The following is a 24,231-nucleotide window of genomic DNA, read 5'->3' as shown; positions in this document are numbered from 1 at the left end:
CTAAACTTTCATTAACGAAAAAAATGATAAAGGATTACACATGCGCACCCACTCCATTCGTATCAAGATGATGCTCCCCATCATCTTTCTCTCGGTTATTTTGATCTCCTTGTTTGTTTTCATGATGCTCATGAGCAGCATTCAAAAAAACAACATGAGGCAACAAGCAGAGCATTATTTTGAAGCCATTTCGGAAGTGCTAAATGCGGATAGAGACATTTATCAAGCGAGACTGGCTCAGGAAAAAATGCTGGATGGCGAAGGCCCAAAAAATGAAAACGAAGCCGATTTTCGGGATAATGCGCAGCAGGTGTTCGATCGTTTTCAACTCTATCGGCAGTATTTAGAAGAGGAGCCAGAAGACCTGTTGTCACCGTTTGAGTCCTTTAACACACTTTATAATGATTGGCTCACATCCAGCGAAAGCCTCATCGCCACATCAAAAGGCAGCACTCAGTTTTCCGCCACGATGATAAATCTAGACGCTAAATTCCAAGTAATTCGCAACATGCTCGACGAAGCGGGAGAACAGCTACGAACGCACACACACAACACCAAAGACCAGATTCGTTCCGCAGAAGAGCTAAATAGCTACGTTGAGGCGATTACAGAAGTACTCAATGCCGACAGGGATTTGTATCAAGCTCGCTTAGCCCAACAAAAAATCATAAACGGTGTGGGCAATAGCAGTGAAAACAAAGAAGACTTCAATCTAAACGCTGCCCAAGCCCTTGACCGATTTAGAGCATACCGAGGCAACTTAATAAACAACCCTGAACTCACAAAACCCTACAGCAAGTTTGATGTGCTTTTTAATGAATGGTTTGAAGAAAGCCTAGCCCACTTGAACTCTCCAGAAGCTCAAATATCGAATAAACTTCCCCAAGAAATTATCAATGCGGATGAAAAATTTGCGGCTATTCGAGCCATGCTGGATAAAGCCGGAGAAACGGTCAGAAACCATTCGCGAGAAATAGAGAGCAAAACCAAAGAAAATATTGCTCGTAATCAAGAAATTGCCATGATCATCACCACCATTGCCTTTGTGATTGCCTTAATTTTTGGCTACATCATACCGCTAAAAATCACCAAAAATGTGGAAAGCATGGCGCTACGCATTCGTGAAATTGCCGAAGGAGACGGTGATTTAACACAACGAATTAACTCAACGTCAAAAGACGAGCTTGGGGATTTGGCGAAAGAATTTGATGGATTCGTCGAACAACTGCGCTCCATCATTAGCAATATACACAAACAATCTTCCGCACTCGGCAGCATGACAACGGAGTTAAAAAGCGCGTCGGACACCACCAACAATATCACCCACGCCTTGGTCAATGCCTCAACGTCGATGATCAGTGCTGGACAAGAAATGAACGTGGCCAACCAGCAAATGGCAGAAGTGGCTAAGGACACAGAAACAGAAGCAACCACTTCGAGCCAACTCACCGCTCAGGGAATTCAAGCGGTGAATACGTCTCACAAAGCCATCTCCAGTTTAATTAATGACATTGAGGAATCATTAAAACGAGCAGATCAGCTCGAAAAAAGTTCAGAGAGCATCTCCTCGGTGCTTGAAGTCATTAGAAACATTGCAGAGCAAACCAACTTGCTGGCATTAAACGCCGCCATAGAAGCCGCACGAGCAGGTGAACAAGGTCGCGGTTTTGCGGTTGTTGCAGACGAAGTAAGAACCCTCGCAACGCGAACCCAAAACAGCACAGATGAAATCGAAACCATCATAGATCAACTTAAAATGAACGTTAAAGAGTCCTCAATTTCAACCCAGAACAGCCGAAACAACGCCGATAATACCGCCTCTAATTTCGACAACGTCATTAGCATCTTTGATGCGCTTAATGCGTCATTTGAAAAGGTACAGCAAATGGCCTCTAAAACAGCCCATGCAACGCTTGAGCAAGCCGCATTATCCGATGGAATCAATCAAAGTCTTGTCTTACTAAAAGAACAAACTGATGGCGTGAAAGAAGTGTCGAACTTAATCAATGAGCAGTCCTCTCAAATTACCGAGCTGTATAAAACTCTTAACCATGAAGTGGGCAATTTTAAAGTCTAGCCCGAGTGGAATCTTAGGTAAGAAGACGTTATCGAAAACAACCGAATTAACGCGTTGAATATGCGTTAATTCGGTTTGCATTTTATACCTTGATCACCAAATTTTGTGGACTTCCTTTAGCAAACGCTACGACGTTTTCAAACGCAATATTAAAGTAAAGCTCATAGCTTGCGGCTTCTACATAACCGATATGTGGCGTACAAAGCACGTTTGGCAGAGACAACAAAGGCTCATTATTGGCATTCGCAGGCTCAACCTCATACACATCGACAGCAGCCCGTTTGGTTGGGTTAGTCAACATCTCATGATACAAAGCACCACTCTCGATAAGCTCTGCCCGACTGGTGTTTACTAGCACAGAATCCGGTTTCATTAACGCCAGGTCCGCTTGTGTCACGATCGCTTTAGTGGCGTCATTGAGCCGCAAGTGTAATGACACCACATCAGCACGTTGAAAAAATTCTGCCTTAGACTGAGCCGCACTAAAGCCATGCTCTTGCGCCAGCGCTCTAGAGTGTTCACTTCCCCAAACCAATACCTGCATGCCGAAAACGTTGGCGTATTGCGCAATGCGTTGACCAATTTTTCCGTAGCCCCAAATCCCTAAAACCGATCCGTTTAACACGCGACCAAGTCCAAGCATTCCAGATTGCTGCCAATGCCCCTGCGAGAATTGAGTCACGTATTCGGGAATATGACGACTGGCCGACATAATCAACCCCCAGCATAATTCAGAGGGAGCAACCGGAGAACCGACACCTTCAGCTACCGCCACTCCGTATTGGTGACATAACTTGGCATCAATATGGTTACTGATTTTTCCTGTTTGGCTAATGAGCTTTAAATTCGGCAAGTTCGCAAGCAGCTCTTCAGTAATCACGGTACGTTCGCGTATTAAAACCAACGCGTCGAAATCCAACAGGTTCTCTACTAAATCTTTCGTACTCGTAAACGTTTTGTTGAACACATGCACATCGTGCCCTTGCAAAATTGAAAAGCACGCAAGGTCTTTCACACTGTTTTGGTAATCGTCCAATACCGCTATTTTCACGTCACTACCCTCGCTGATTCATAGACCGTCGTTTGTTGAATACTCTTCATCATCAATCAAGATAAAACAAAACACCAGAGCAAAAAAAGCCCCGCACAAGGCGGGGCTAAAGACAGAGATCAATTTTGCTGTTCTAAAGCAAGGAGGCACACAACTTCATGCGCTTAATTTTCAATAACGGTTACACTCGTTCAAAAACGGTAGCAATGCCTTGTCCCATACCAATACACATGGTTGCTAAGCCAAGGGTCGCGTCTTTTTCACGCATCACATTCAGCAACGTGGCCGAAATTCGCGTACCAGAACACCCCAATGGATGGCCAAGGGCAATTGCGCCACCGTTCAAATTCACCTTGTCATCGACCAAATCCAATAAACCAAGGTCTTTTAATACTGGAATAGATTGCGCAGCAAAGGCTTCGTTAAGTTCAACAATCTCAATATCATCAATGGTCAAACCAGCACGTTTAAGCGCTTTCTTGGTGGCTGGCACAGGGCCATATCCCATAATGGCCGGATCACAACCCGCCACTGCCATACTTCGAACTTTGGCAATGGGCGTTAAACCCAACTCTTGCGCTTTCTTCGCAGACATCATCAACATAGCCGATGCGCCATCAGACAAAGCAGAAGACGTTCCAGCCGTTACCGTACCGACTTTCGGCATAAACACAGGTGCTAAACTAGCAAGCGACTCCATGGATGTTTCTGGGCGAATCACTTCGTCCACTTCCACTAAGATCTTGTTACCTTCCGCATCGTGGCCTTCAATGGATACGATTTCGTTATTGAAGCGACCTTGTAACGTCGCTTCATGAGCAAGGCGGTGCGAGCGTACGGCAAACGCGTCTTGCGCTTCACGGCTGACGCCATGCATTTTGCCCAGCATTTCTGCAGTGACCCCCATCATCATGGACGCTTTCGCCATGTGTTTCGACAACGCTGGGTTAACGTCCACACCGTGCATCATATTCACATGCCCCATGTGCTCAACACCGCCCACAACAAACACATCACCCTGACCCGTCATGATCGCTTGTGCTGCCGTATGAATGGCTGACATAGACGAACCACAAAGGCGGTTCACCGTTTGTGCCGCTGTGGTAATTGGCAAACCAGCCAATAGAGACACAGCACGCGCCATATTAAAGCCTTGTTCTAGGGTTTGGTTAACACAGCCCCAGATCAAATCTTCCACGTCTTTTTGGTCTACATTTGGGTTGCGTTTAAACAGGGCTTTCACCAACGCTGCGGATAAGTTTTCTGCTCGTACATTTCGAAATACGCCGTTTTTCGTTTTTCCCATTGGGGAGCGAACAGCGTCGATAATCACGACATCATTTGGATTCAGTTTCATGGAAATTCTCCTCTAGCCTATGGGAAATTATGCGCCGTAATAAGTGTCATTGTTCTTCGCCATTTCACGCATTTTCGCGGTTGGCTCGTACAACTTACCTAAGTGGCTGTATTTGTCTGCAAGGTCACAAAACGCCTGCAGTCCCATTTGGTCTAGGTAGTGCATTGCACCGCCAAGGTATGGAGGGAAACCAATACCATATATCAAGCCCATATCAGCTTCGGCCGCGGTTGCTACTATGTTGCCTTCCAAGCAGCGCACAGTCTCGATGCACAATGGAATCATCATACGGGCAACAATATCGTCTTCGGTCAATTCAGACTGCGACGTCACTACAGGAGCGAGTAGCTCGTTAATTTCTTCGTTGAAAACTTTCTTAGGCTTGCCTTTACGATCTGGCGTATAAGTGTAGAAACCTTTGCCATTTTTCTGACCGAAACGTTCTAGTTCGAACAAACGGTCAACGGCATTAGTGCCTTCGTGTTTCATACGGTCAGGGAAACCTTCCGCCATCACTTGGTCTGCATGATAAGCCGTATCAATACCCACTACATCGAGCAAGTACGCAGGGCCCATTGGCCAACCGAATTTTTCCATGGTTTTGTCCACCACTTGGAAATCGGCACCTTCTTGCATCATCAAAGAGAAGCCCGCGAAGTAAGGGAACAATACGCGGTTTACAAGAAAACCTGGGCAGTCATTCACCACCACTGGCGTTTTGCCCATGGCTTGCGCGTAAGCAACGGTTTTTGCGATCGCTGCGTCGCTGGTTTTTTCGCCGCGGATAACTTCGACCAATGGCATACGATGCACAGGATTAAAGAAGTGCATACCACAGAAATTTTCTGGACGTTTTAGATCTTTTGCCAATTCTGTAATGGAAATAGTCGACGTGTTCGATGTCAAAATAGCGTCATCCGCGATTTTAGTTTCCACTTCAGCCAGTACGGATTTTTTGATTTTGACGTTTTCGACAACCGCTTCAACCACCAGATCAACGTGTTCAAATTCGCCATAGCTCAATGCGGGAACAATCGCATTCATCGCTTTAAACGCTTTTTCTGTGGTGAGACGTCCACGCTCTACTTGGCCGTTGAAAAGCTTATTCGCTTCACTCAAACCCAATTGCAAAGCGTCAGGGCGAATGTCTTTCATGATAATCGGCGTGCCTTTTGACGCAGACTGGTAGGCAACACCGCCGCCCATAATGCCCGCACCCAATACTGCAGCTTGTTTTACAGGTACTGCGTTTTTCGCGTACTTGCCTGCGGTTTTCTTAATCTGCTGATCGCTCAAGAATAGGTTAACCAGTGATTTCGCTACAGGACCTTTTGCCAGTTTTACAAAGCCTTTGATTTCAGTATCTAGGGCTTTTTCCATGTCTTGACTGATGCCTTTTTCAATCGTCTTGATCGCGGCCATTGGCGCTGGGTAATGTTTCCCCGCTTTGGCGCCAACCACACCACGAACCGATTCAAATACCATCATTTTTTCAATGGGAGTGAACTCCATCGGCGCACGCAACTCATCACGACGAGCATGATAATCAAGCTTGCCATCCAGCACTTGCTGAATCAAATGACGAGCCGAAGCATTCACCTTATCCGCAGCGACAACCGCATCGACAGCGCCATCTTTAAACGCGTCTTCACTGCGTTTTTGCGCACCACCACAGATCCATTCACACGCATTGTCAGCACCAATCAGACGAGGCAAACGCACTGTACCACCCCAGCCAGGGTAAATGCCTAACTGCGTTTCTGGTAAGCCGATCTTCGCAGTAGTCGCCATGACGCGATAGTCGCAAGCCAATGCCAATTCCATGCCGCCACCCAACGCAATCCCATTAATCGCCGCCACCGTTGGGCAACATAGGTTGGAAATATCGTTGAAAATATTGTGTGCATGACGAAGTTTATCGGTTAAATCCTCTTCTTCGAGTTTAAACCAAGAGGTAAATTCCGTAATGTCTGCGCCGACTACAAACACGTCTTTTGCGCTGGCAAAAATAACGCCTTGCAAATCGTCAATGTGTTTTAAGGCATTAACGGCTTCGGCCAATTCATTCAAGGTTAGACTGTTGAATTTATTAACCGATTCACCGACCAAATCCAGAGTGACGGTTGCCACGCCGGCATCATCGGCTGCAACCTTGATTGCTTGTCCTTCGAAAATCATGCTGGTCTCCAATTATTTTTATTATGATGACAATGGCTCAATCACACATTGTCATCTGGTATTTGTAATCTGTTGGTATTCTTTATAAGCCAATCGAAATGGGCTCAAAAAATCACAGGCTTTTTTCCAACTCAGGCACAGCATCGAATAAATCCGCTACCAAACCATAATCGGCTACTTGGAAAATAGGCGCGTCTTCATCTTTATTGATGGCGACAATCACTTTGGAATCTTTCATGCCCGCCAAATGCTGAATCGCACCAGAAATACCGACAGCGATGTACAAATCCGGCGCCACCGTTTTACCCGTTTGACCAACCTGCAAATCGTTCGGCACAAAGCCCGCGTCCACCGCGGCACGAGATGCGCCAATGGCTGCACCCAGTTTGTCGGCAACACCTTCTAGCAATTTGAAATTATCGCCATTACCCATTCCGCGACCACCAGAAATAATCACACTGGCCGCCGTTAATTCAGGACGATCCGATTCAGCCAATTGCTCTTTCACAAAACGGCTGCGATCAGAGGTAATGACTTGAGAAAGCACTTGTCGTTCTGCACTTCCTCCCGTGCTCGCCGCCGCATCAAACCCAGTGGTACGAATCGTCAATACTTTTACTGCATCGGTGGTTTTTACCGTGGCAATCGCATTCCCCGCGTAGATTGGGCGTACAAACGTGTCAGCGGATTCTACTTTGATCACATCGGACAATTGCGCCACGTTCAATAACGCCGCGACACGTGGCAAGGTGTTCTTACCTGTGGTGGTCGCAGGCGCTAAAATATGGCCGTAGCCCGCTGCGACATCCACCACCAATTTAGACACATTTTCTGCCAACTGATGTTCGTAAGCGGCATTATCGGCGACCAAGACTTTGGTAACACCTGAAACTTGAGCGGCTTGCTCAACCACGGTTTGGCATTCAAAGCCAACCACTAAAACATGCACATCCGCATCAATTTGAGTTGCGGCTGTCACAGTGTTCAGTGTCGCAGGCTTTAAAGATTTGTTGTCGTGTTCTGCAATGATTAAAACGCTCATGACACCACCTTCGCTTCATTTTTAAGTTTGTCGACCAGCTCAGTCACAGAGCCTACTTTAATGCCGCCTGCGCGTTGCGGCGGTGGAGTAACAGAAACAAGGCTGACATTCGAGCCAACTTCCACACCGAGATCGGCAGGTGTTTTTACGTCCAAAGGTTTTTTCTTCGCTTTCATGATGTTTGGCAACGACGCAAAGCGCGGTTCATTCAAACGCAAATCCGTCGTCACAACCGCTGGCAATGTAATTGCCAAGGTTTGTAGGCCACCATCGATTTCACGAGTAACTTGGGCCTCACCATTTTCAATCAAGACTTCAGACGCAAAAGTGGCTTGCGGGTAATCCAACAAGGCAGCCACCATTTGGCCAGTCTGGTTATTATCTGAGTCGATTGCTTGCTTACCCATAATTACCAGGTCAGCGGCTTCATCTTGCGCGACTTTGGCGATCAGTTTGGCCACGGATAAAGAATCCAATCCGTCTTCTGCTTCCACCTGAATCGCACGATCCGCACCCAAGGCCAGCGCAGTACGCAGCGTTTCTTGACACGCTTTAGAGCCAATTGAAACAGCAACCACTTCGGTGGCGATGCCTTTTTCTTTTAATCGAATGGCTTCTTCTACAGCAATTTCACAAAAAGGGTTCATGGACATTTTGACATTGGTAAGATCGACCGCTGAGTGGTCGGCTTTGACGCGAACTTTGACGTTGTAGTCTATGACTCGCTTGACAGATACTAAGATTTTCATAAGCCCCTCGTATTTATTATTAAATCCTGTTTTATACATTCAGCCTGCTGTTAATGAATTGGCTGAGCTCTCGCAGACAGTCCTTATCAATAGCACTCTTTACTTACCCTCTATAGTAGTTTGGGAACGATTTTCATCAATAACAAAAAAGCGCCAGTTAACTGACAAAAATATTCACATAAAATGATGACCAAACAAAGAGCGCTCGTTAAAACTGATAATAGAAGCCATATTGCTTCTACAGTTTAGTAGCAAATACGAAAAAAGCCGTTGGATAATCGTGAACAAAAAAGGGAAGTCGAACAAGAATGGAACAGCGAACACCAAAAGGTCAATTACATAGAAAAGACAACAACACGCAGAGTGGCCTTACTCAATGAGACAGTAAGACCACGCAGAAAGAAGACGCTATTTGTTGCGGGATAAAAATGTCGAAAACGCCTGATGCGCCTCTTTTGAACGCAGACGATCCTTGAAGATTCGCCCTTCGCGCATCAGCGCCATTTGCACGTCGTCTTGACCACGATATTTAAGCAAATCCTTGCTCAAAGCGACCGCTTCTACCGGCAAAGCAGCTACCTTTTCGGCAAAACGAAAAGCCACTTTATACGCTTCTGTTTCTTCGCAAAGATGGTTTACCAATCCCAGTTCATGAGCCTGTGTGGCATCAACAACCTCACCCAGAATCAGTATTTCGAACGCTTTTTGATGGCCAACCAATTGCGGTAATACATGGCTCGATGCTGCTTCAGGAACCAACCCCAATTGCACAAATGGAAACTGCAAACGCGCTTCGCGCGAGGCCAGCACCAGATCACAATGCAATAACATGGTTGCACCTACACCAACTGCTCGGCCTTCTACGCCTGCAATCAGCGGCTTTTTATAGCTGGTTAACACCTGCAAGAACGCCATAATAGCTTCCATTTTTTCAGGTGTTTGAGCGATTTGAACAAACTCATTAATGTCATTGCCCGAGGAGAAGTCACCTCCCGCACCGTGCAGTAGTGTCACTTTAATCTCTGGATTTGCCTCGGCTCGACGCAAAGCGTCCGTTAACGCCTGATACATATCCAGCGTGATGGCGTTTTTTTTCTCAACACGGTCAAAGCATAAGACCTGAATACCAGACTCAATACTTTCAGTAACAAAATCACTCATTACTGATTCTCCTTAGAGGGTAAATGCAACACTTGCTCTTCAACCAATTTGCGCACCATTGGCCCTTCTTCGGACCAACCGTGACAGCTATTGACTAACTTTTTAAGTGCAACAGGAATTTGCTTCGGGTACTTTTCTCCCAATGGCTGCCACATGGTCTGGAAAGCCGTGGTTGCCGCCACAGGAAACAGCTCCAGAACATGAGTACAGCCCACTTTTCCACTGAATGTTTGCTTTAACCAACGACTCCATCCCGCCTCAATACGCGTTCCCTTTAGCACATCAAAACTGGGGGCAGCACCACCACAGCTCGGAAACGGAAAGGCGTCCATGGAAACCGACACGTCTTTTATTAAAAATGTGTCATCCAATGTTAAGCGAACCGAAATATCATGAAACGGACTGCCTTCAGGTACCAAACTTCCATCAAATTCACGGTTCACATTGTACGATTTCAAATCCTGCATCGTCGCTTCAATATCCCAATCGCCATCTTCTCGCAAATAACCATAGGACTCGATCGTACGTCGATGCATTAACTTGCGTTTCACCTGCGACATCATTGCGCTCCTACTTGTCGATACTGCTTAACAGTGCCTATCAAAAAGGCAAATTAAGCGTTTTCTTCTCGCAAGGCGCGACGCAGCACTTTACCCACATTGGTTTTTGGCAGTTCTTTACGCACTTCAACAAATTTTGGCACTTTATAAGCGGCCAAATTTTCTTTGCAATAAAGACGCAACGCCTTCGCATCCAGTGAATCGACATTGGCTTTTAACACCACAAACGCCTTCACAGATTCGCCAGTCTTGTCGTCTGGCACCCCAATGGCAGCGGACTCCAAAATAGCTGGATGAGAAGACAAGCAATCCTCTACTTCTGTCGGGTAAACATTAAACCCAGAGACGATGATCATGTCTTTAGCACGGTCGACTATCTGCAAATACCCATCCGGATGCTGCATCGCGATGTCACCCGTAATCAAAAAGCCGTCTTTGGTCATCACATCACGTGTGGCTTCTTCACGGTTCCAATAGCCTTTCATAACTTGAGGCCCACGAACACATAACATGCCCGCCTCGCCTTGAGGTAAGGCTTCACCATCATCGCCCTGAATTTTGATGTCCGTTTCAGCAACAGGCAAACCGATCGTACCAATTCGCTCTTGCCCGATTGGGTTAAACGATACCACTGGCGACGTTTCCGTTAGGCCATATCCTTCTACCACCTGACACCCAGTGACACGCTTCCATTCATCGGCTGCGGCATGAGTTAACGGCATTCCGCCAGAACAGGTCAGTTTCAGACTTGAAAAGTCCAACGTTTTAAAGTCAGCGTTATTGCACAAGCCAACAAACAAAGTATTCAAACCGACAAAACCGGTAAATCGCCACTTTTTCAACTCTTTGACAAAACCTGGCAAATCTCTTGGGTTCGGAATCAGCACGCTGTGAGCACCGCGCTCCAGCAAGGTCAAACCGTGAATCAGGAAGGCATAGATGTGATAGAGAGGCAGTGGCGCAATGTAAATTTCGTTCGTGTCCCCAATAATGGACTTCAATCTGGAGCTAAGCTGATACATATTCGAGATTAAATTAGCGTGGGTCAGCATAGCGCCTTTCGCCACACCTGTTGTGCCGCCGGTGTATTGCAGAACCGCAATTTGCTCAGGCTTACACGCCACTTTAGACACCGCTTTGCCTTTCCCTTTTTCCAGCACATCATTCAGCATCATGGCATTTGGAATGTGGTAAGCAGGTACCATTTTTTTCACATATTTAACAATAGAGTTAACAAGTAAGCGTTTTATTGGTGGGTGAAAATCCGCAATTTCCGTAATGATGACGTGTTTTATCGACGTTTTGGCAATGATTTTTCCGACATTGTGCGCCATGTTTGCAAACACAACCAATGCCTTCACATTGGCATCATTGAACTGATGTTCCAGTTCTTTTGGTGTATACAACGGGTTGGTGTTCACCACAATCATTCCCGCTTTCATCGCGCCAAATAAAACAACCGGATATTGAATGACATTAGGGAGCTGAACCGCAATTCGGTCGCCCGCGACCAAATCCGTCTCGTTTTGGAGATACGCCGCAAATTGATCCGATTTTTCATTCAGCTCACGATACGTCATAGTGCGTCCGACGCTAGTAAAAGCCGGCAAGTCTGCGAATTTTTTGCTCGCCAATGCCAATACGTCTGGCAACGACTGATAACCATGAGGGTTTAAAGAATCCGGCAAATAGCTGCCCGGTGTTTTTTCAAGGTCGGTATTGCTATGAAGTGGAGTATCCGTTGACATAAAAAGCTCCATTTGTTTTTTTTATTTAGGAGATTAAGGAAATACAAAAGCTCAACTACACAATAGCAGTTGAGCTTCAGAGCGATAAAATACTAGACCCAGCGCTATAATGGGAAAATCTGAGTCAGTTTCGTCGCTAGCATAATGTCTCCATCCGCTCGGATTTTACCCTGCATGAAGGCCGCCATACCATCTAATTCACCGCTCATGACTTCTTTGAGTGTTTTGACATCCATACTCAATGTTACCGTTGGGTCATCGTGTTCGCCTGTTCCCATCTCACATTTGCCATCTTCGATACTTAAGTGATAGCTGTCAGCATCGTCTAAGTCAAATTGAAACACCGCTTCCATACCGTCGGCTTCATCGGCATCAAAACGACCTAACATGGCTTCAAAAATTGCGTTTGCTTCACTCATGATATTAACCTCTGTAAAAACTATTTGAACAAGGTACCGAACTCAATGTCAGTACCGTTAAATTTTTCAAAAACTCTCATTGCTCAACACAGTTACGCTAAGCGTTTAAGAATAAAAAGTTATCTTCATCCATCGCCAACAAGTTATCTGCACCAGACAACATCGCTTCAACATGTGAACGGGTACGCGGCAACAAACGCTCATAATAGAAGGTCGCTGTTTGCAGTTTGGCCGTGTAGAAACCCACTTCATCCGAGCCTTCATCTAACTTAGTTTGCGCAGTAACTGCCATGCGAGCCCAGAAATACGCTAAGACAACATAGCCAGAGAACATCAAGTAATCGACAGATGCCGCCCCTACTTCCTCTTTGTTACGCATGGCTTTCATGCCGATTTTCATCGTCACATCGCCCCACTCGCCGTTCAATTTATCCAAGGCGGTAATGTAAGATTTAACGCGTTTATCGCCTTTATGCTCTTTACAGAATTTATGGATGATTTTAGTGAAGCGACGTAACGTCGCGCCTTGTGTCATCAACACTTTACGGCCTAATAAATCCAACGCCTGAATGCCCGTAGTACCTTCGTACAACATGGAAATACGGCAATCACGTACGTTTTGCTCCATACCCCATTCGGCAATAAAACCATGACCACCAAACACTTGCAGACCTTGGTTTGCCGCTTCAAACCCTGTTTCAGTTAAAAAGGCCTTCGCTATGGGTGTCAGTAAAGACATCAGCTCATCCGCTTCTGCTTTTTCATCTGCAGAACCACGCTTCATGGTATCTACCAGCATAGAACAGTAATGAATCAATGCGCGACCGCCTTCAGCAAAGGCTTTCTGAGTAAGCAGCATTCGACGAACGTCTGGGTGAACAATGATAGGGTCAGCGGCTTTTTCTGGCGCTTTTGGGCCAGACAACGCACGCATTTGTAGACGATCTTTCGCGTAAGCAACGGAGTTTTGCAATGCCCATTCAGCATGTGCCAAGCCTTGTAAAGCAGTACCAAGACGAGCGGTATTCATGAACGTAAACATGCAATTCAAACCACGGTTGGCTTCACCGATTAAGAAACCTTTCGCGCCGTCAAAATTCATCACGCAAGTCGCATTACCATGAATGCCCATCTTGTGTTCAATAGAACCACAAGACACTTGGTTACGATCCGCCATTTCACCTGCGTCATCGACATTGTGTTTTGGTACGATAAATAAAGAGATGCCTTTTGTACCCGCTGGCGCATCCGGTAAACGAGCCAATACGATATGAACAATGTTATCCGCCATATCATGCTCACCCGCAGAGATAAAAATCTTAGTGCCAGTAATCGCGTAGCTACCATCGCCTTGGGGTTCTGCTTTGGTTTTCAGCATTCCAAGATCAGTACCACAATGAGGCTCCGTCAGACACATAGTGCCAGTCCATTCGCCCGATACCAGTTTGGTCAGATACGTTTGCTTTTGTTCATCCGTGCCATGCAGCTCAATCGTATCCATCGCGCCGTGACTTAGCCCCGGATACATGCCCCAAGACCAGTTAGACGTGGCGATCATCTCTGTCACAATCATCCCGAGTGAATCTGGCAAACCTTGCCCGCCCATCTCTTCGGGATGAGATAAAGAAGGCCAACCGCCTTCCACATATTGCTGATAAGCTTCTTTAAAACCGTCTGGGGTAGTCACAACGCCGTCTTTAAATTGGCAACCTTGCTGATCGCCCACACGGTTTAGAGGAGAAAGAACACGTTCGGCAAATTTAGCGCCCTCTTCAAGGATCGCCGCCACCATGTCAGGCGTCGCTTCTTCAGCGCCCGGTAGCTTTGCATAATGCCCTTGAAAATCGAGAACTTCTTCAGTAACGAATTTAATGTCGCGTAACGGTGCTTTATATTCAGGCATGGCCTATGACCTCTTATTGATTTTTATTCCATCCGTTCCAATAGGAACCTCTAATGCTAGAAAGGTTCCTCTATCGGAGACTTTCTCTCAATAACAAAAGGTGCCAAAGTTAATGACAAAATAGACCACACTCATCATTTCGTCACTCAAACCAAGCAAATCATTCAGAAATTGCCTTACAAAAATGACCAAAATACATCGATGATTCACGCATCAAAGCAACTCAGCACTGTATTTTCGCACCCTATCCGACCAAACACCTTCTGCATCACCAATTATTTCCATACGACTTGGCTGATGCCAAGCAGACAGCGTGCTGGTGATTTCGCCCCTCGCTGCATTGACAAAAACCGCCTCGCTTGCTGTCACAGCGAATACCCCTTTAACACGATATACCCCCATTTCCATCATGATGTTTTGCATCACAAACAGCACTTTGTCAGCGTCAAAATCCTCACCGACCGGCCAATGCCAGCCCAACACCTGCATGGCATCCTGTTTTTTTTGATAATGCCATCGGCCAATAATATTAAGCGATACGGGTTGAATCGAAGGCGGTATCTGTTCTTTTTCAATAAGATTGGATTCACCAAAAAGCGGACCAGCATGGGGTTGTGTTACGGTAGAAAACTCAGTCAAAGGCGAGCTAGCCAATCGAACATCCAGCTCTAATGTCGTGAGTTCAGAGACTGTCAACCCAGAGTCTGTCAATTTAGAAGCCGTCATTGCCAGAGGGCTAGAGGTAAACAAGGCGGGCGTTTTTTCTGACAGGGAAAGGGCTTCTAAGTACAGTTCGAGCACGCCGACATCCCGCGACGAATACTGATCAACATGACTTAAAACAAGGCCATCAGCCGACTCAATTTGGTCTTTAAACAGGGCATGTTGCGTATATCGCTCGTCTTGCAAGCTTCTCGCATCAAGTACACAGAACACACCACTCAATAACAACACATCGTGATATTCCGCGCTCCGTAGTTTCTGAATAATTTGCTTAGGATGACCAAGACCAGAAGGTTCGATAAAAATGCGGTCTGGATTATAGCGTCGAATAAGTTGATTTAGCCCCTGCTGAAACGCAGCGGAGGTCGTACAGCACACACAGCCACCGGGGACGTCACTGATGGCCACCCCAAGATCGGCATAAAAAGCGCTGTCTAGACCAATGTCACCAAATTCATTCACCAACACAGCCCAACGTTCATTAAGTGGGGCTTGAGCCAATATTTGACGAATAAGCGTGGTTTTCCCAGCGCCTAAAAAGCCCGTCACCAACGTGACTTTTATTCCTTGATAACGCATTTTATATACATCTCAGCCAAGTACAGAGCGTCAATTTAACCATCAATGCGCGTTAAAAAGTATATGCAAAAATCACACTGGTGGTGCCATCGGTTTTTTTATTCTCATCTAACACTTGGGTATTGTGCGCCAAACTGTATGCCGCCTTCATACTCAAATCGTCCCTTAGCTTGATACTGATGGATGTCTCTGATTTCGAACTGGTATTTTTATGACTTTGTATGGCAGCGTCGGTGCTGAAGGATTGCTGAAAGGTTGTATTCGGGCTGATTTTATATTCGTATTGCACTTCAAGATGGACAATGGCTGTTTCATCTTCTTTCCCTTCATCGGTTTTGCTAAAAGAGTAACCGGGACCGATACTGTAATCTAAATACGAAAACTCATCACCGAACACCCGTCCGGAATACCCAACCGACACCGTATTTTGATATTCATAACCACTAAAACGATCATCCGTATAGGAACCATACACAAACACAGAACGATTATCGCGACTGAGTTTATAGTCACTTTGAGCCGACAAAAACAGCTTATGCGCAATCGTTTTTGTGTCTGATTCTTCGTCACTTCTGCCGCGTTTATACAAGGTATCCAATTGATATTTGGCTTTCCACTCTTTAAAGTCTTGCTTGACCGTAGCCTTTCCCTTGAGAGCAGAACTTTCCGTATTACCGGTAATCGAGATCATCCCCAATTCCAATTCGGCACTCAAAGGCTCCAATGGTTTTGGCGCTTCCTCTGCGTAAATACAGGGTGTCACTCCAACAAGAACAACCAGCGCGACTCGCTTTAAAAGCATCATGTGGATGGATTCCTTATCTTTCTCAATCAATAACAGGCCGACGAAATAAGGTAGGGAAAACCGTCATTTTTGTGGTGTAAAACAAGGGTGGGTCTCCTACCTAAAATCACCGTTAGACGTAGGAGACATTTTTGCATTGATATTGACTAATCACAGTCAAATTACTGCTAACTATAAGAAAAATAATGGATAAAAAAATGACATTACTGACACACGCAAATAGAGCTATCGGCTAAACTAACGAACCTTCACATTGTTATTCACGTCTTTGCTTTGACGAATCAGTTCATCCCCAGCCACCGCTCGGGACGATTTTGCCAGCCGATCATAAAGCAGCACATTCACCGACGCCGCCAAATTCATGCACCCAACCGTAGGCACAAAAACCACATAATCAGCCCTATCGACCGTCTTTTGATCTATCGTTCCGTCCTCAGGTCCAAAAATGTACAAGGCTTTTTCTGGGTGTTCGAAACGCGGTAACGGCGTCGCGCCTTGAATCAAATCAACACACACAATTTTAGTGCCCTCGTCCACCGCATCAACAAGACTGTCCACGTCCAAACTTGTTATGTTGATTAGCGGAATAGACGAACTGGCTTTTTTAGTGTCGGTCGACATTTTGGCCGCACGGTCATAACGCGAACCAGAGTACAGCACTTGGTCAACCTGATAATTCCCAGCGGCTCTCATCACAGAGCCCACATTAGACGTACTTTTTGGGTTGGTTAACCCGATGGACACAAACTCATTCGTCATCGACATTCACTGCATTAATAGTAAAAAGAAAACCAATAATAACACTTTTCGTCCCCGCAGCCGCCATTTCAAAGTGCATTCCTTCAGCCAACGAGCACGCCTGAAATCCGGCAAACATTAAGTAAAAAGCAGTACAACCTACGCGAAACGCTTTCACTGAGCAGACAGACGAGTAAACTGAATCGCTAAAAAAACGCCATCGATTAACCTAATCGCTAGGAAACAGCATGAACTTACTTAAAAAATTTGGCCTAACATTGCTCGCGGCCGCGACGTTTCAGACACAAGCAGCCTCTGTGTGGAAAATCACCTCAGGCACACACACCCTGTACATTGGCGGCACCATACACTTACTAACACCACAAGACTATCCATTGCCAAAGGCATATGAACAAGCTTACCAAGCGGCCAATAAAGTCGTATTTGAAACCAATATGGACACGTTAAATCAGCCTCAGTTTAAGCGCCAGATGCAATCCGAACTGTCTTACCACGATGGCACCACGATCGACCAAGTCCTTTCCCCAGCACCCCTTCAGTCTCTGCAAGACTATTTAAACACTCGGCATGTTCCTCTTAGCGCCATTCAAAACCTAAAACCCAGCGCACTGGCTATTTCTTTAAGCATGATTGAATTGAAACACCTAGGATTTACCAGTGAAGGAGTAGACCAATTTTACGCGCAAAAAGCACAGCAGGACCACAAGCCCAAAGGGTGGCTAGAAGAACCCGAAGCACAACTTGCTTTGCTCAGCGACTTAAACGACCAAGACAATGACGCCGTGGTAAATTACACCTTAGATGACATTAAAGACATGGCCAATACCATGACCAAATTGCGCAACAGCTGGAGAAAAGGCGACATAGAAGCCATGGCTGCCATAGAGCTCAATGACTTTAAAAAAGACTACCCAGAAATCTATCACTCTCTTCTAGTAAAACGAAACAACCTATGGGTACCGCAAATTAAAGCCATGCTGGAGAACGACACAACCGAATTTGTCATGGTCGGCGCAATGCATCTGGCGGGACCTGACAGCGTGTTAGAGAAACTCAAACTCAGCGGCTATAAGGTAACTCGGCTATAGTCAGTCGATAAAGCACCCTCAACAGGGAGAAATCACCCTCCACTTAGGTGTTTTTTCCCTTTATTCCTGACCAATCGATTATTTATTGCAATTTAGCTCCCCAAACCACGTCATTTTTTTTATACTTGCCGCCGAAATGATTTACTGACCAATTGATCAGTTACTAAACTTATCTCGGCGTATTTTTTGTGAATTTTTTCCCCAAACGCTGGATTCACAATGTGACAAATACCGCTGCCCTGCTAGCAAAAGGTTTTCTAATGCTCGAACGTTATTTCCAACTTAAAGCCCACAATACCAATGTACGCAATGAAGTTGTCGGAGGTATCACCACCTTCCTTACCATGGCATACATCATCTTTGTAAACCCTTCCATTCTTGCCCAAGCCGGCATGGATCAAGGTGCCGTATTTGTCGCAACCTGTTTAGCCGCCGCTATTGGTTGTTTGATCATGGGTCTGTACGCTAACTATCCCATTGCTTTAGCCCCAGGAATGGGCTTGAATGCTTTCTTTACTTACGGTGTCGTTCTAGGCATGGGCTACACATGGGAACAAGCACTTGGCGCGGTCTTCCTGTCGGGTATTCTTTTCATTTTTATCAGTATTTTTAAAATACGAGAGTGGGTCATTAACGCCATTCCTTCGTCGTTAAAACTGGGGATTGCGGCAGGTATTGGTCTTTTCCTAGCGATGATTGCTTTGCAAAACTCAGGCATTATCGTAAAAAACCCCGCCACCATGGTGTCGTTGGGTGACCTTTCTTCTCCTTCTGCTATTTACGGTTTATTGGGTTTCTTCGTCATCTGTGCGTTGGCGTACCTAAACGTGACCGGTGCCGTGATGATCGGCATCATTTTCGTGACTATCTTATCGATGCTATTTGGTCAAAATGAATTCGGTGGATTGGTTTCTGCACCACCTTCTATTGCACCTACCTTCTTAGCCATGGACATTGAAGGCGCGTTTCAAATTAGTATGCTAAGCGTCATTTTCGCTTTCTTCTTTGTGGATTTATTTGACACGTCTGGCACCCTGATTGGGGTAGGTCAACGCGGTGGATTACTGGACAAAGAAGGCAAATTACCTCGCCTTAAAAAAGCGCTATTAGCGGATTCTGGAGCCACTGTTGTTGGTGCTGCGTTGGGCACATCGTCTACAACCAGCTACATTGAAAGTGCGTCGGGCGTTGCGGCCGGTGGTCGTACTGGCCTTGCGGCGGTTGTTGTCGCTTTACTCTTCCTACTGAGTTTATTCTTCTCACCATTGGCAGGTTCTATTCCAGCTTACGCGACGGCTGGCGCCTTAATGTACGTTGCTGTTCTAATGACAAGCAGTCTTTCCCATGTGGATTGGGATGACATTACCGAAGCCGCACCGGTACTGATTGCTGCGTTCACAATGCCATTAACTTACTCAATCGCCGATGGCATTGCTTTGTCGTTCATCAGCTACGCGGTGATCAAATTGTTGTCTGGTCAAGGCAAACAAGTGGGTGTCGCGGTATACCTACTGGCGGCGTTGTTTATCGCTAAGTTCTTTATTTTTGTTTAAATAAAGACTACAAGATACACACCATCAAAAACGGGAACAAAGGTCACTTTGTTCCCGTTTTTGTTTTATCTGCAACAACCCTTAATCACATCGACTCTAATATCACCAAAACGCTTTTTTCGGCTTCGCAAAAACGACGATCTGCTATATGATGCGCCATCGATTTTACGCCCCCTCCAAGTGAAGAATACATGTCTGACAATGCGCTCTATACGGACCTATCTGGCTACTACGATTTAATGTGTGCTGATATCAACTACCGCGCTCAAAGTAACAGCGCACATCGACTTCAGCAGATTTTCGGGAATGGCGGGACACGGCATTTAGACTTAGCGTGTGGCACCGGGCCACATATTCAATACCTTCTACAAGAGGGATATCAATGCAGTGGATTGGATATTAATCAGCCTATGCTGGATCTGGCTAAGCAGCGCTGCCCTGAGGCGGATTTCACGCTCGGCAACATGTGCGATTTTGAGATAGATACGCCTTACGACTTCATCACCTGCTTTTTGTACTCCATTCATTACAGCGGCGACATAAAACACCTCACTGACTGCATTCGTAGTGTGCACTCTGCACTCAGCGCCAATGGGGTTTTCTGCTTCAACTCGGTCGATAAAAACCACATAGACAATGACTTATCGGCAAAACACAGCGTCCATGTTGAAAACAGTGTATTTTCGTTTGGTTCTTCTTGGTTTTACCGTGGCGAAGGTGAAAAACAAACACTCAAATTAAGCATTGAAAAGGCCGATTCGAATCATACTCAGCGCTGGAACGATGAACATCCTATGGTTGCCATCGGCTTTGCCGAACTACTCGCTCTCTTAGCACCATACTTTGACGTTCATGTGTTTGAACACGAGCACGATAAAATCGTGGCTTGGAATCAACAGTCGGGCAATGCGATTTTTGTCTGCGTAAAAAAAGACAACGAAGGGGAAATCTGACTTATTTTTCGCACATCGCGCGGTATTTTAAAATCAGTCCAACGATTTCATGGTCGCTTACGGTGGAAGACAGGGATTCATTAATAGAACGTCGTTGCGGCAAACGAATGTTAAATTTGCTCTTTAGTAATCCAACCACTTGTGAATCTGAGTTTGGATCGAAGGTTTGGCTGGCAAAAATGCAAATGCGCTGTAATAGAAACTCTTTTGCTGTATTGATCATGTATTTCCTAAAATAGTAGAGAAAATGCCCATATGACTGAATGGACAAGAACGAAGAGCTTCTAATATGCTCTGGCTTCTTCGCTTTGTCCACTAATGCTTTCCCTAAAACCTAAAATCATGGCTCGCTCAGCAAGGGCAACGTGACCTCAACCAACAAACCGCCCAACGCACTGCGAGCCGCACGGATACTTCCTTGATGTTGGCGAATGGCATTTTCAGCGATGGCCAAGCCCAGCCCCGCGCCACCACTGTGTCGATCTCGTGCAGTAGACACCCGGTAAAAAGGTCGAAATATCGAATCCAATTCATCCTCTGGCACACCATCACCGTCGTCTTCTACTTGCAGTAGCAGAACATCGCCTTTGGCTTGTAACGACACCTGTATCTGATGTTTACCGTAGTGAATGGCATTGCGAATAATGTTTTCCAACGCACTCATTAACAACTCAGGATGACAGGTCATCAACCGCTCTGGCACGTCTGTCACCGTCAGTATTTTGCCCATTTGCTCGGCTTCGAATTGACTGTCTTCCAACAAGGCATCACACAAGCTCGATAAAGGTTGAGCTTCTCTATTTAAATGACTGTCTACTTGCACGCTGGACAATTCCAGCAGCTTGCCAATCATTTGCTCAAGTCGTTGGGCTTCTGTATCAATGCGTGCCAAGTCTGGACTATCTCCCAATTTTCTGTTTGCTAACGCCTGCGCCATTCTCAGTCGCGTTAATGGAGATCGTAACTCATGAGAAATATCCGACAACAAGCGTTGCTGGCGAGAAATCATCATATTCACCGCTTCAACCATTTGGTTAAAACTGGCGCCCGCTTGGCGGAATTCAGATGTGCCCTTCTCTAATTCTGGATCGATTTCAAACACCCCTTTCGCCACACGTTGTGCGGCGCGCTCTAAACGTCTTGCAGGCTGACTCAGTGCCCACGCTAGCCAGAGCAACAACGGCGTACTCACCAACATAACAGCCAACAATAAACGAAACGGATGATCAAACAGCTGCAACAAGAAATTAGGTGGCTCGCCCCAACGAGTACCGATGTACAAAAAGTAATCTTGATTGGCCAATCGCACAGGAAGTGGCCCTGAAATCATCATTTTGCCATACAGTTTTTGTTGCGGGTTGTTAGGGTTTTCAATCGTGGTGGTAAAGTTACGCAGCGCCTTAAATGAAAAATCAGGACGACGCTCAGACGTCAGAATGTTTCCGTCTAAATCGGTAATAAATAAACTTAATTTATTTTTGTCATCACCTCGATGAGAACGCCCTTCTAGACTCATCAATACGGATGCCAAATCTGGAGCCGAAGCAAAAATCTGCTCTGCACGATCTCGTATTTGCAACATTTGCTCGTAATGAGGCGGGTCAATATCACGACTTTTTCGCGGATCAAAGTGCGGTAAAGCCAATACCACCAGCACCACCAAAAACATAGTGAACCAGAAAATCGCAAAAATACGCCCGTACAGGCTGGTTATTTTAGGCAACTTCATTATTCGCCCTCCACCAGCAAATAACCGCGACCACGCAATGTCTTAATGCGCGGCTTACCACTTGGCCAATCCGGCAGTTTTTTTCGCAAATTAGAAACATGCATATCAATGGCTCGGTCAAATGCTGCCAAGCGCTTGCCCAATACGTCCAAACTCAGCTCCTCTTTGGTCAATACTTTTCCTGGATGGAGTAAGAAATAATGCAGCAGCGCAAACTCAGTACTGGTTAAATCCAATACATCGCCGTTGCAAAAGGCTTCTAATCGCCCTGGGTACAACTTAACGTCTCGGTATGCCACAAAATCGTTTTGCGCTTGCCCGTTACTGGCTTGCGTTCTTCGAAGAATGGCTCGGATACGTGCCAACAATTCGCGTTCGCTAAATGGCTTAGGCAAGTAATCATCGGCGCCTAACTCTAACCCAACCACACGATCAATCTCTTCGCCTTTGGCGGTCAACATCAACACTGGGACGTCCCACTTTTCTCGTAATTGCTTCAGTGTTTCAAAGCCGTTTAATTTAGGCATCATCACGTCAAGCAAAACCAGATCCACGCTGTCGCTCATCGCTGCCAGCCCTTCCACGCCATCATAAGCCACTGACACCGCGCAATTTTCAAAAGACAAAACTTCCTTGAGCAAATCACTCAATTCAATATCGTCATCAATGATTAAAATATGAGGCATGAGACATTCCTAAAACCAGAGTAATAAACAAATCGATAAATCGTATTTTACGTTGAAAAACCGCTTACGACGTAGCCTTTACGATACTTTACCTTCCAAAGACGTCACTTTACTTTACAACCTCTATTCTACCCCTATGCGTTCAGAGCGCAGTATTTAATAACACTACCCCCCAACCAATGTGGAAGGAAAAGACTATGAAAATGTCCAAAAAATTGATTTTAGCGTCTGTTGTTTTGCCTCTAGTCATCAGCTCTAATGCATTTGCTTTCGGTGGGAAAGACCACAGAGGGTCACATGAAGAGTGCCGCCCTGGACCGGGTTTTGACCGTGGCATGATGAAAGAGTTGGATCTAACCGACGCACAAAAGGACCAGTTCAAAACGCTTCGCCAAGCCAGTAAAGACGAAATGAAACAACGTTTTGAAGACAATGCGGAGCAACGCGATGAAATGCGAGACGAGCGGGCTAATAAAATCAACGCCCTGTTGATGGCAGACAAATTTGACCCAGCGAAAGCAACGGCGATTGCACAAGAATTCTCTAACCAACAAGTAGAACGTCAAGTAGACATGCTCAGCAAACAACATAAAATGCTAAGCATTTTAACGCCAGAGCAAAAAGCAAAATTCGTTGAACTACAGAAAGAACAACAAGAAGATTGCGGTAATGATAAGCCGCGTCACAAAGGCAAAGATCGTAAATAATCTACCTTCACAACAAAAACGGCCTGATGGCCGTTTTTTCGTTTAGTCCACATCGAAATCAGAAGGCTTAACTGCGCTTCCAGATTCGAGCAACGGCGCGATCTGAGCCAAGCAAACCAACGATTTCACACACCAACCCCGTCAGCATAAACAACAAAATAGGAATCACCCCCGCAGGTTCACCTGTCACCAGAGTCACTGCGACAGAGGCCGAGCCGATCACCAAACAAAGCAGCCCCAATACAATCAGAATGGTACGATGGGACTGTTTATATTCATATTCACCATCACCCGATTCGAACATACTCAACACTGGCGCACAGAGTTTTCTCATTGTTTCTTTCATAAAACCTTCTTTTTACTGTAAGAGCCAACATGCGCTCACCACAACATTTCGTTTAGTA

22 protein-coding genes are annotated in these 24,231 nt (G+C 45.8%); 5 read left to right on the top strand and 17 right to left on the bottom strand.

All coding sequences use genetic code 11. The features are described from left to right. Nucleotides 1-40 precede the first annotated feature (40 nt). The gene (locus tag AABA11_RS05720) at nucleotides 41-2,077 is read left to right on the top strand and encodes a methyl-accepting chemotaxis protein (protein ID WP_338266165.1); all 2,037 of its coding nucleotides are present in this window, start codon (nucleotides 41-43) and stop codon (nucleotides 2,075-2,077) included. 82 nt (nucleotides 2,078-2,159) lie between these two features. On the opposite strand, the gene AABA11_RS05715 is transcribed toward AABA11_RS05720, so the two are convergent. The 13 genes from AABA11_RS05715 to AABA11_RS05655 form a co-directional block, all read right to left on the bottom strand. Further along, a complete protein-coding gene (locus tag AABA11_RS05715; protein WP_338266163.1) occupies nucleotides 2,160-3,128 on the bottom strand; it encodes a D-2-hydroxyacid dehydrogenase family protein in 969 nt (322 codons plus the stop codon). Nucleotides 3,129-3,309: 181 nt separating this feature from the next. Continuing rightward, entirely contained in the window at nucleotides 3,310-4,485 is a 1,176-nt protein-coding gene (gene fadA / locus AABA11_RS05710) for an acetyl-CoA C-acyltransferase FadA (RefSeq protein ID WP_265727536.1), read from the bottom strand. A 27-nt stretch (nucleotides 4,486-4,512) separates the two neighbouring features. Further along, nucleotides 4,513-6,663, bottom strand: a complete 2,151-nt coding sequence (gene fadB, locus AABA11_RS05705) for a fatty acid oxidation complex subunit alpha FadB (protein WP_338266160.1) — start codon at nucleotides 6,661-6,663, stop codon at nucleotides 4,513-4,515. A 112-nt stretch (nucleotides 6,664-6,775) separates the two neighbouring features. Further along, on the bottom strand, nucleotides 6,776-7,705 hold the full coding sequence (locus tag AABA11_RS05700; RefSeq protein WP_265727538.1) for an electron transfer flavoprotein subunit alpha/FixB family protein: 930 nt from the start codon (nucleotides 7,703-7,705) through the stop codon (nucleotides 6,776-6,778). Further along, nucleotides 7,702-8,454, bottom strand: a complete 753-nt coding sequence (locus AABA11_RS05695) for an electron transfer flavoprotein subunit beta/FixA family protein (RefSeq protein WP_265727539.1) — start codon at nucleotides 8,452-8,454, stop codon at nucleotides 7,702-7,704. The genes AABA11_RS05700 and AABA11_RS05695 overlap by 4 nt, the downstream gene beginning before the upstream one ends. Before the next feature lie 408 nt (nucleotides 8,455-8,862). Further along, complete coding sequence (locus tag AABA11_RS05690) at nucleotides 8,863-9,615, bottom strand: enoyl-CoA hydratase-related protein (RefSeq protein ID WP_338266156.1); 753 nt, start codon at nucleotides 9,613-9,615, stop codon at nucleotides 8,863-8,865. Then, a complete protein-coding gene (locus AABA11_RS05685) occupies nucleotides 9,615-10,178 on the bottom strand; it encodes a DUF2889 domain-containing protein (RefSeq protein ID WP_265727541.1) in 564 nt (187 codons plus the stop codon). Before AABA11_RS05685 ends, AABA11_RS05690 begins: the two co-directional genes overlap by 1 nt. 50 nt (nucleotides 10,179-10,228) lie before the next feature. Next, nucleotides 10,229-11,923, bottom strand: a complete 1,695-nt coding sequence (locus AABA11_RS05680) for an AMP-binding protein (protein WP_265727542.1) — start codon at nucleotides 11,921-11,923, stop codon at nucleotides 10,229-10,231. Nucleotides 11,924-12,027: 104 nt separating this feature from the next. Beyond that, nucleotides 12,028-12,342, bottom strand: a complete 315-nt coding sequence (locus AABA11_RS05675) for an SCP2 sterol-binding domain-containing protein (RefSeq protein ID WP_338266152.1) — start codon at nucleotides 12,340-12,342, stop codon at nucleotides 12,028-12,030. Nucleotides 12,343-12,439: 97 nt separating this feature from the next. Beyond that, complete coding sequence (locus AABA11_RS05670) at nucleotides 12,440-14,245, bottom strand: acyl-CoA dehydrogenase C-terminal domain-containing protein (RefSeq protein WP_338266150.1); 1,806 nt, start codon at nucleotides 14,243-14,245, stop codon at nucleotides 12,440-12,442. Nucleotides 14,246-14,458: 213 nt separating this feature from the next. After that, complete coding sequence (locus tag AABA11_RS05665) at nucleotides 14,459-15,547, bottom strand: CobW family GTP-binding protein (RefSeq protein WP_338266149.1); 1,089 nt, start codon at nucleotides 15,545-15,547, stop codon at nucleotides 14,459-14,461. Between the two features lie 52 nt (nucleotides 15,548-15,599). Beyond that, nucleotides 15,600-16,352, bottom strand: coding sequence for a DUF481 domain-containing protein (locus tag AABA11_RS05660; RefSeq protein WP_338266147.1), 753 nt, complete (start codon nucleotides 16,350-16,352; stop codon nucleotides 15,600-15,602). A 237-nt stretch (nucleotides 16,353-16,589) separates the two neighbouring features. Further along, a complete protein-coding gene (locus AABA11_RS05655) occupies nucleotides 16,590-17,117 on the bottom strand; it encodes a TrmH family RNA methyltransferase (RefSeq protein ID WP_338266146.1) in 528 nt (175 codons plus the stop codon). Nucleotides 17,118-17,338: 221 nt separating this feature from the next. On the opposite strand from AABA11_RS05655, the gene AABA11_RS05650 reads away from it, so the two are divergent. From AABA11_RS05650 to AABA11_RS05640, 3 genes are all read left to right on the top strand, one after another. Further along, nucleotides 17,339-18,199 carry a TraB/GumN family protein gene (locus AABA11_RS05650; RefSeq protein WP_338266144.1) on the top strand — a complete coding sequence of 287 codons (861 nt, stop codon included), beginning with the start codon at nucleotides 17,339-17,341 and terminating at the stop codon, nucleotides 18,197-18,199. A gap of 260 nt (nucleotides 18,200-18,459) precedes the next feature. Further along, entirely contained in the window at nucleotides 18,460-19,752 is a 1,293-nt protein-coding gene (locus AABA11_RS05645; protein ID WP_338266142.1) for an NCS2 family permease, read from the top strand. A 191-nt stretch (nucleotides 19,753-19,943) separates the two neighbouring features. Then, the gene (locus AABA11_RS05640; protein ID WP_338266139.1) at nucleotides 19,944-20,705 is read left to right on the top strand and encodes a class I SAM-dependent DNA methyltransferase; all 762 of its coding nucleotides are present in this window, start codon (nucleotides 19,944-19,946) and stop codon (nucleotides 20,703-20,705) included. A gap of 1 nt (nucleotide 20,706) precedes the next feature. Here the strand turns inward: AABA11_RS05640 and AABA11_RS05635 are convergent, their stop codons facing one another. From AABA11_RS05635 to AABA11_RS05625, 3 genes are all read right to left on the bottom strand, one after another. Next, on the bottom strand, nucleotides 20,707-20,928 hold the full coding sequence (locus tag AABA11_RS05635; protein ID WP_265727549.1) for a hypothetical protein: 222 nt from the start codon (nucleotides 20,926-20,928) through the stop codon (nucleotides 20,707-20,709). Between the two features lie 117 nt (nucleotides 20,929-21,045). Beyond that, entirely contained in the window at nucleotides 21,046-22,434 is a 1,389-nt protein-coding gene (gene cpxA, locus AABA11_RS05630; protein WP_338266137.1) for an envelope stress sensor histidine kinase CpxA, read from the bottom strand. After that, a complete protein-coding gene (locus AABA11_RS05625) occupies nucleotides 22,434-23,120 on the bottom strand; it encodes a response regulator (RefSeq protein ID WP_265728966.1) in 687 nt (228 codons plus the stop codon). The genes cpxA and AABA11_RS05625 overlap by 1 nt, the downstream gene beginning before the upstream one ends. Nucleotides 23,121-23,317: 197 nt before the next feature. Here AABA11_RS05625 and AABA11_RS05620 point away from each other — a divergent pair, with 197 nt between their 5' ends. Next, the gene (locus AABA11_RS05620; protein WP_338266134.1) at nucleotides 23,318-23,827 is read left to right on the top strand and encodes a CpxP family protein; all 510 of its coding nucleotides are present in this window, start codon (nucleotides 23,318-23,320) and stop codon (nucleotides 23,825-23,827) included. 67 nt (nucleotides 23,828-23,894) lie between these two features. Here AABA11_RS05620 and AABA11_RS05615 read toward each other — a convergent pair whose 3' ends face one another. Beyond that, the gene (locus AABA11_RS05615) at nucleotides 23,895-24,173 is read right to left on the bottom strand and encodes a hypothetical protein (RefSeq protein WP_265728964.1); all 279 of its coding nucleotides are present in this window, start codon (nucleotides 24,171-24,173) and stop codon (nucleotides 23,895-23,897) included. Nucleotides 24,174-24,231 lie beyond the last annotated feature (58 nt).

This window comes from Marinomonas pontica (assembly GCF_036322735.1).
Classification (GTDB): domain Bacteria; phylum Pseudomonadota; class Gammaproteobacteria; order Pseudomonadales; family Marinomonadaceae; genus Marinomonas; species Marinomonas pontica.
The sequence above is the reverse complement of the archived record's forward strand: the minus strand, read 5'-3'. Positions and strand labels throughout refer to the sequence as shown.

What these genes read in the sequence shown, in the direction of transcription:
- AABA11_RS05720 (WP_338266165.1), top strand. Translation starts at nt 41, where the DNA reads ATGCGCACCCACTCCATTCGTATCAAGATGATGCTCCCCATCATCTTT.
- fadA (WP_265727536.1), bottom strand. Translation starts at nt 4,485, where the DNA reads ATGAAACTGAATCCAAATGATGTCGTGATTATCGACGCTGTTCGCTCC.
- fadB (WP_338266160.1), bottom strand. Translation starts at nt 6,663, where the DNA reads ATGATTTTCGAAGGACAAGCAATCAAGGTTGCAGCCGATGATGCCGGC.
- AABA11_RS05700 (WP_265727538.1), bottom strand. Translation starts at nt 7,705, where the DNA reads ATGAGCGTTTTAATCATTGCAGAACACGACAACAAATCTTTAAAGCCT.
- AABA11_RS05695 (WP_265727539.1), bottom strand. Translation starts at nt 8,454, where the DNA reads ATGAAAATCTTAGTATCTGTCAAGCGAGTCATAGACTACAACGTCAAA.
- AABA11_RS05690 (WP_338266156.1), bottom strand. Translation starts at nt 9,615, where the DNA reads ATGAGTGATTTTGTTACTGAAAGTATTGAGTCTGGTATTCAGGTCTTA.
- AABA11_RS05685 (WP_265727541.1), bottom strand. Translation starts at nt 10,178, where the DNA reads ATGATGTCGCAGGTGAAACGCAAGTTAATGCATCGACGTACGATCGAG.
- AABA11_RS05680 (WP_265727542.1), bottom strand. Translation starts at nt 11,923, where the DNA reads ATGTCAACGGATACTCCACTTCATAGCAATACCGACCTTGAAAAAACA.
- AABA11_RS05675 (WP_338266152.1), bottom strand. Translation starts at nt 12,342, where the DNA reads ATGAGTGAAGCAAACGCAATTTTTGAAGCCATGTTAGGTCGTTTTGAT.
- AABA11_RS05670 (WP_338266150.1), bottom strand. Translation starts at nt 14,245, where the DNA reads ATGCCTGAATATAAAGCACCGTTACGCGACATTAAATTCGTTACTGAA.
- AABA11_RS05665 (WP_338266149.1), bottom strand. Translation starts at nt 15,547, where the DNA reads ATGCGTTATCAAGGAATAAAAGTCACGTTGGTGACGGGCTTTTTAGGC.
- AABA11_RS05660 (WP_338266147.1), bottom strand. Translation starts at nt 16,352, where the DNA reads ATGATGCTTTTAAAGCGAGTCGCGCTGGTTGTTCTTGTTGGAGTGACA.
- AABA11_RS05655 (WP_338266146.1), bottom strand. Translation starts at nt 17,117, where the DNA reads ATGTCGATGACGAATGAGTTTGTGTCCATCGGGTTAACCAACCCAAAA.
- AABA11_RS05650 (WP_338266144.1), top strand. Translation starts at nt 17,339, where the DNA reads ATGAACTTACTTAAAAAATTTGGCCTAACATTGCTCGCGGCCGCGACG.
- AABA11_RS05645 (WP_338266142.1), top strand. Translation starts at nt 18,460, where the DNA reads ATGCTCGAACGTTATTTCCAACTTAAAGCCCACAATACCAATGTACGC.
- AABA11_RS05640 (WP_338266139.1), top strand. Translation starts at nt 19,944, where the DNA reads ATGTCTGACAATGCGCTCTATACGGACCTATCTGGCTACTACGATTTA.
- AABA11_RS05635 (WP_265727549.1), bottom strand. Translation starts at nt 20,928, where the DNA reads ATGATCAATACAGCAAAAGAGTTTCTATTACAGCGCATTTGCATTTTT.
- cpxA (WP_338266137.1), bottom strand. Translation starts at nt 22,434, where the DNA reads ATGAAGTTGCCTAAAATAACCAGCCTGTACGGGCGTATTTTTGCGATT.
- AABA11_RS05625 (WP_265728966.1), bottom strand. Translation starts at nt 23,120, where the DNA reads ATGCCTCATATTTTAATCATTGATGACGATATTGAATTGAGTGATTTG.
- AABA11_RS05620 (WP_338266134.1), top strand. Translation starts at nt 23,318, where the DNA reads ATGAAAATGTCCAAAAAATTGATTTTAGCGTCTGTTGTTTTGCCTCTA.
- AABA11_RS05615 (WP_265728964.1), bottom strand. Translation starts at nt 24,173, where the DNA reads ATGAAAGAAACAATGAGAAAACTCTGTGCGCCAGTGTTGAGTATGTTC.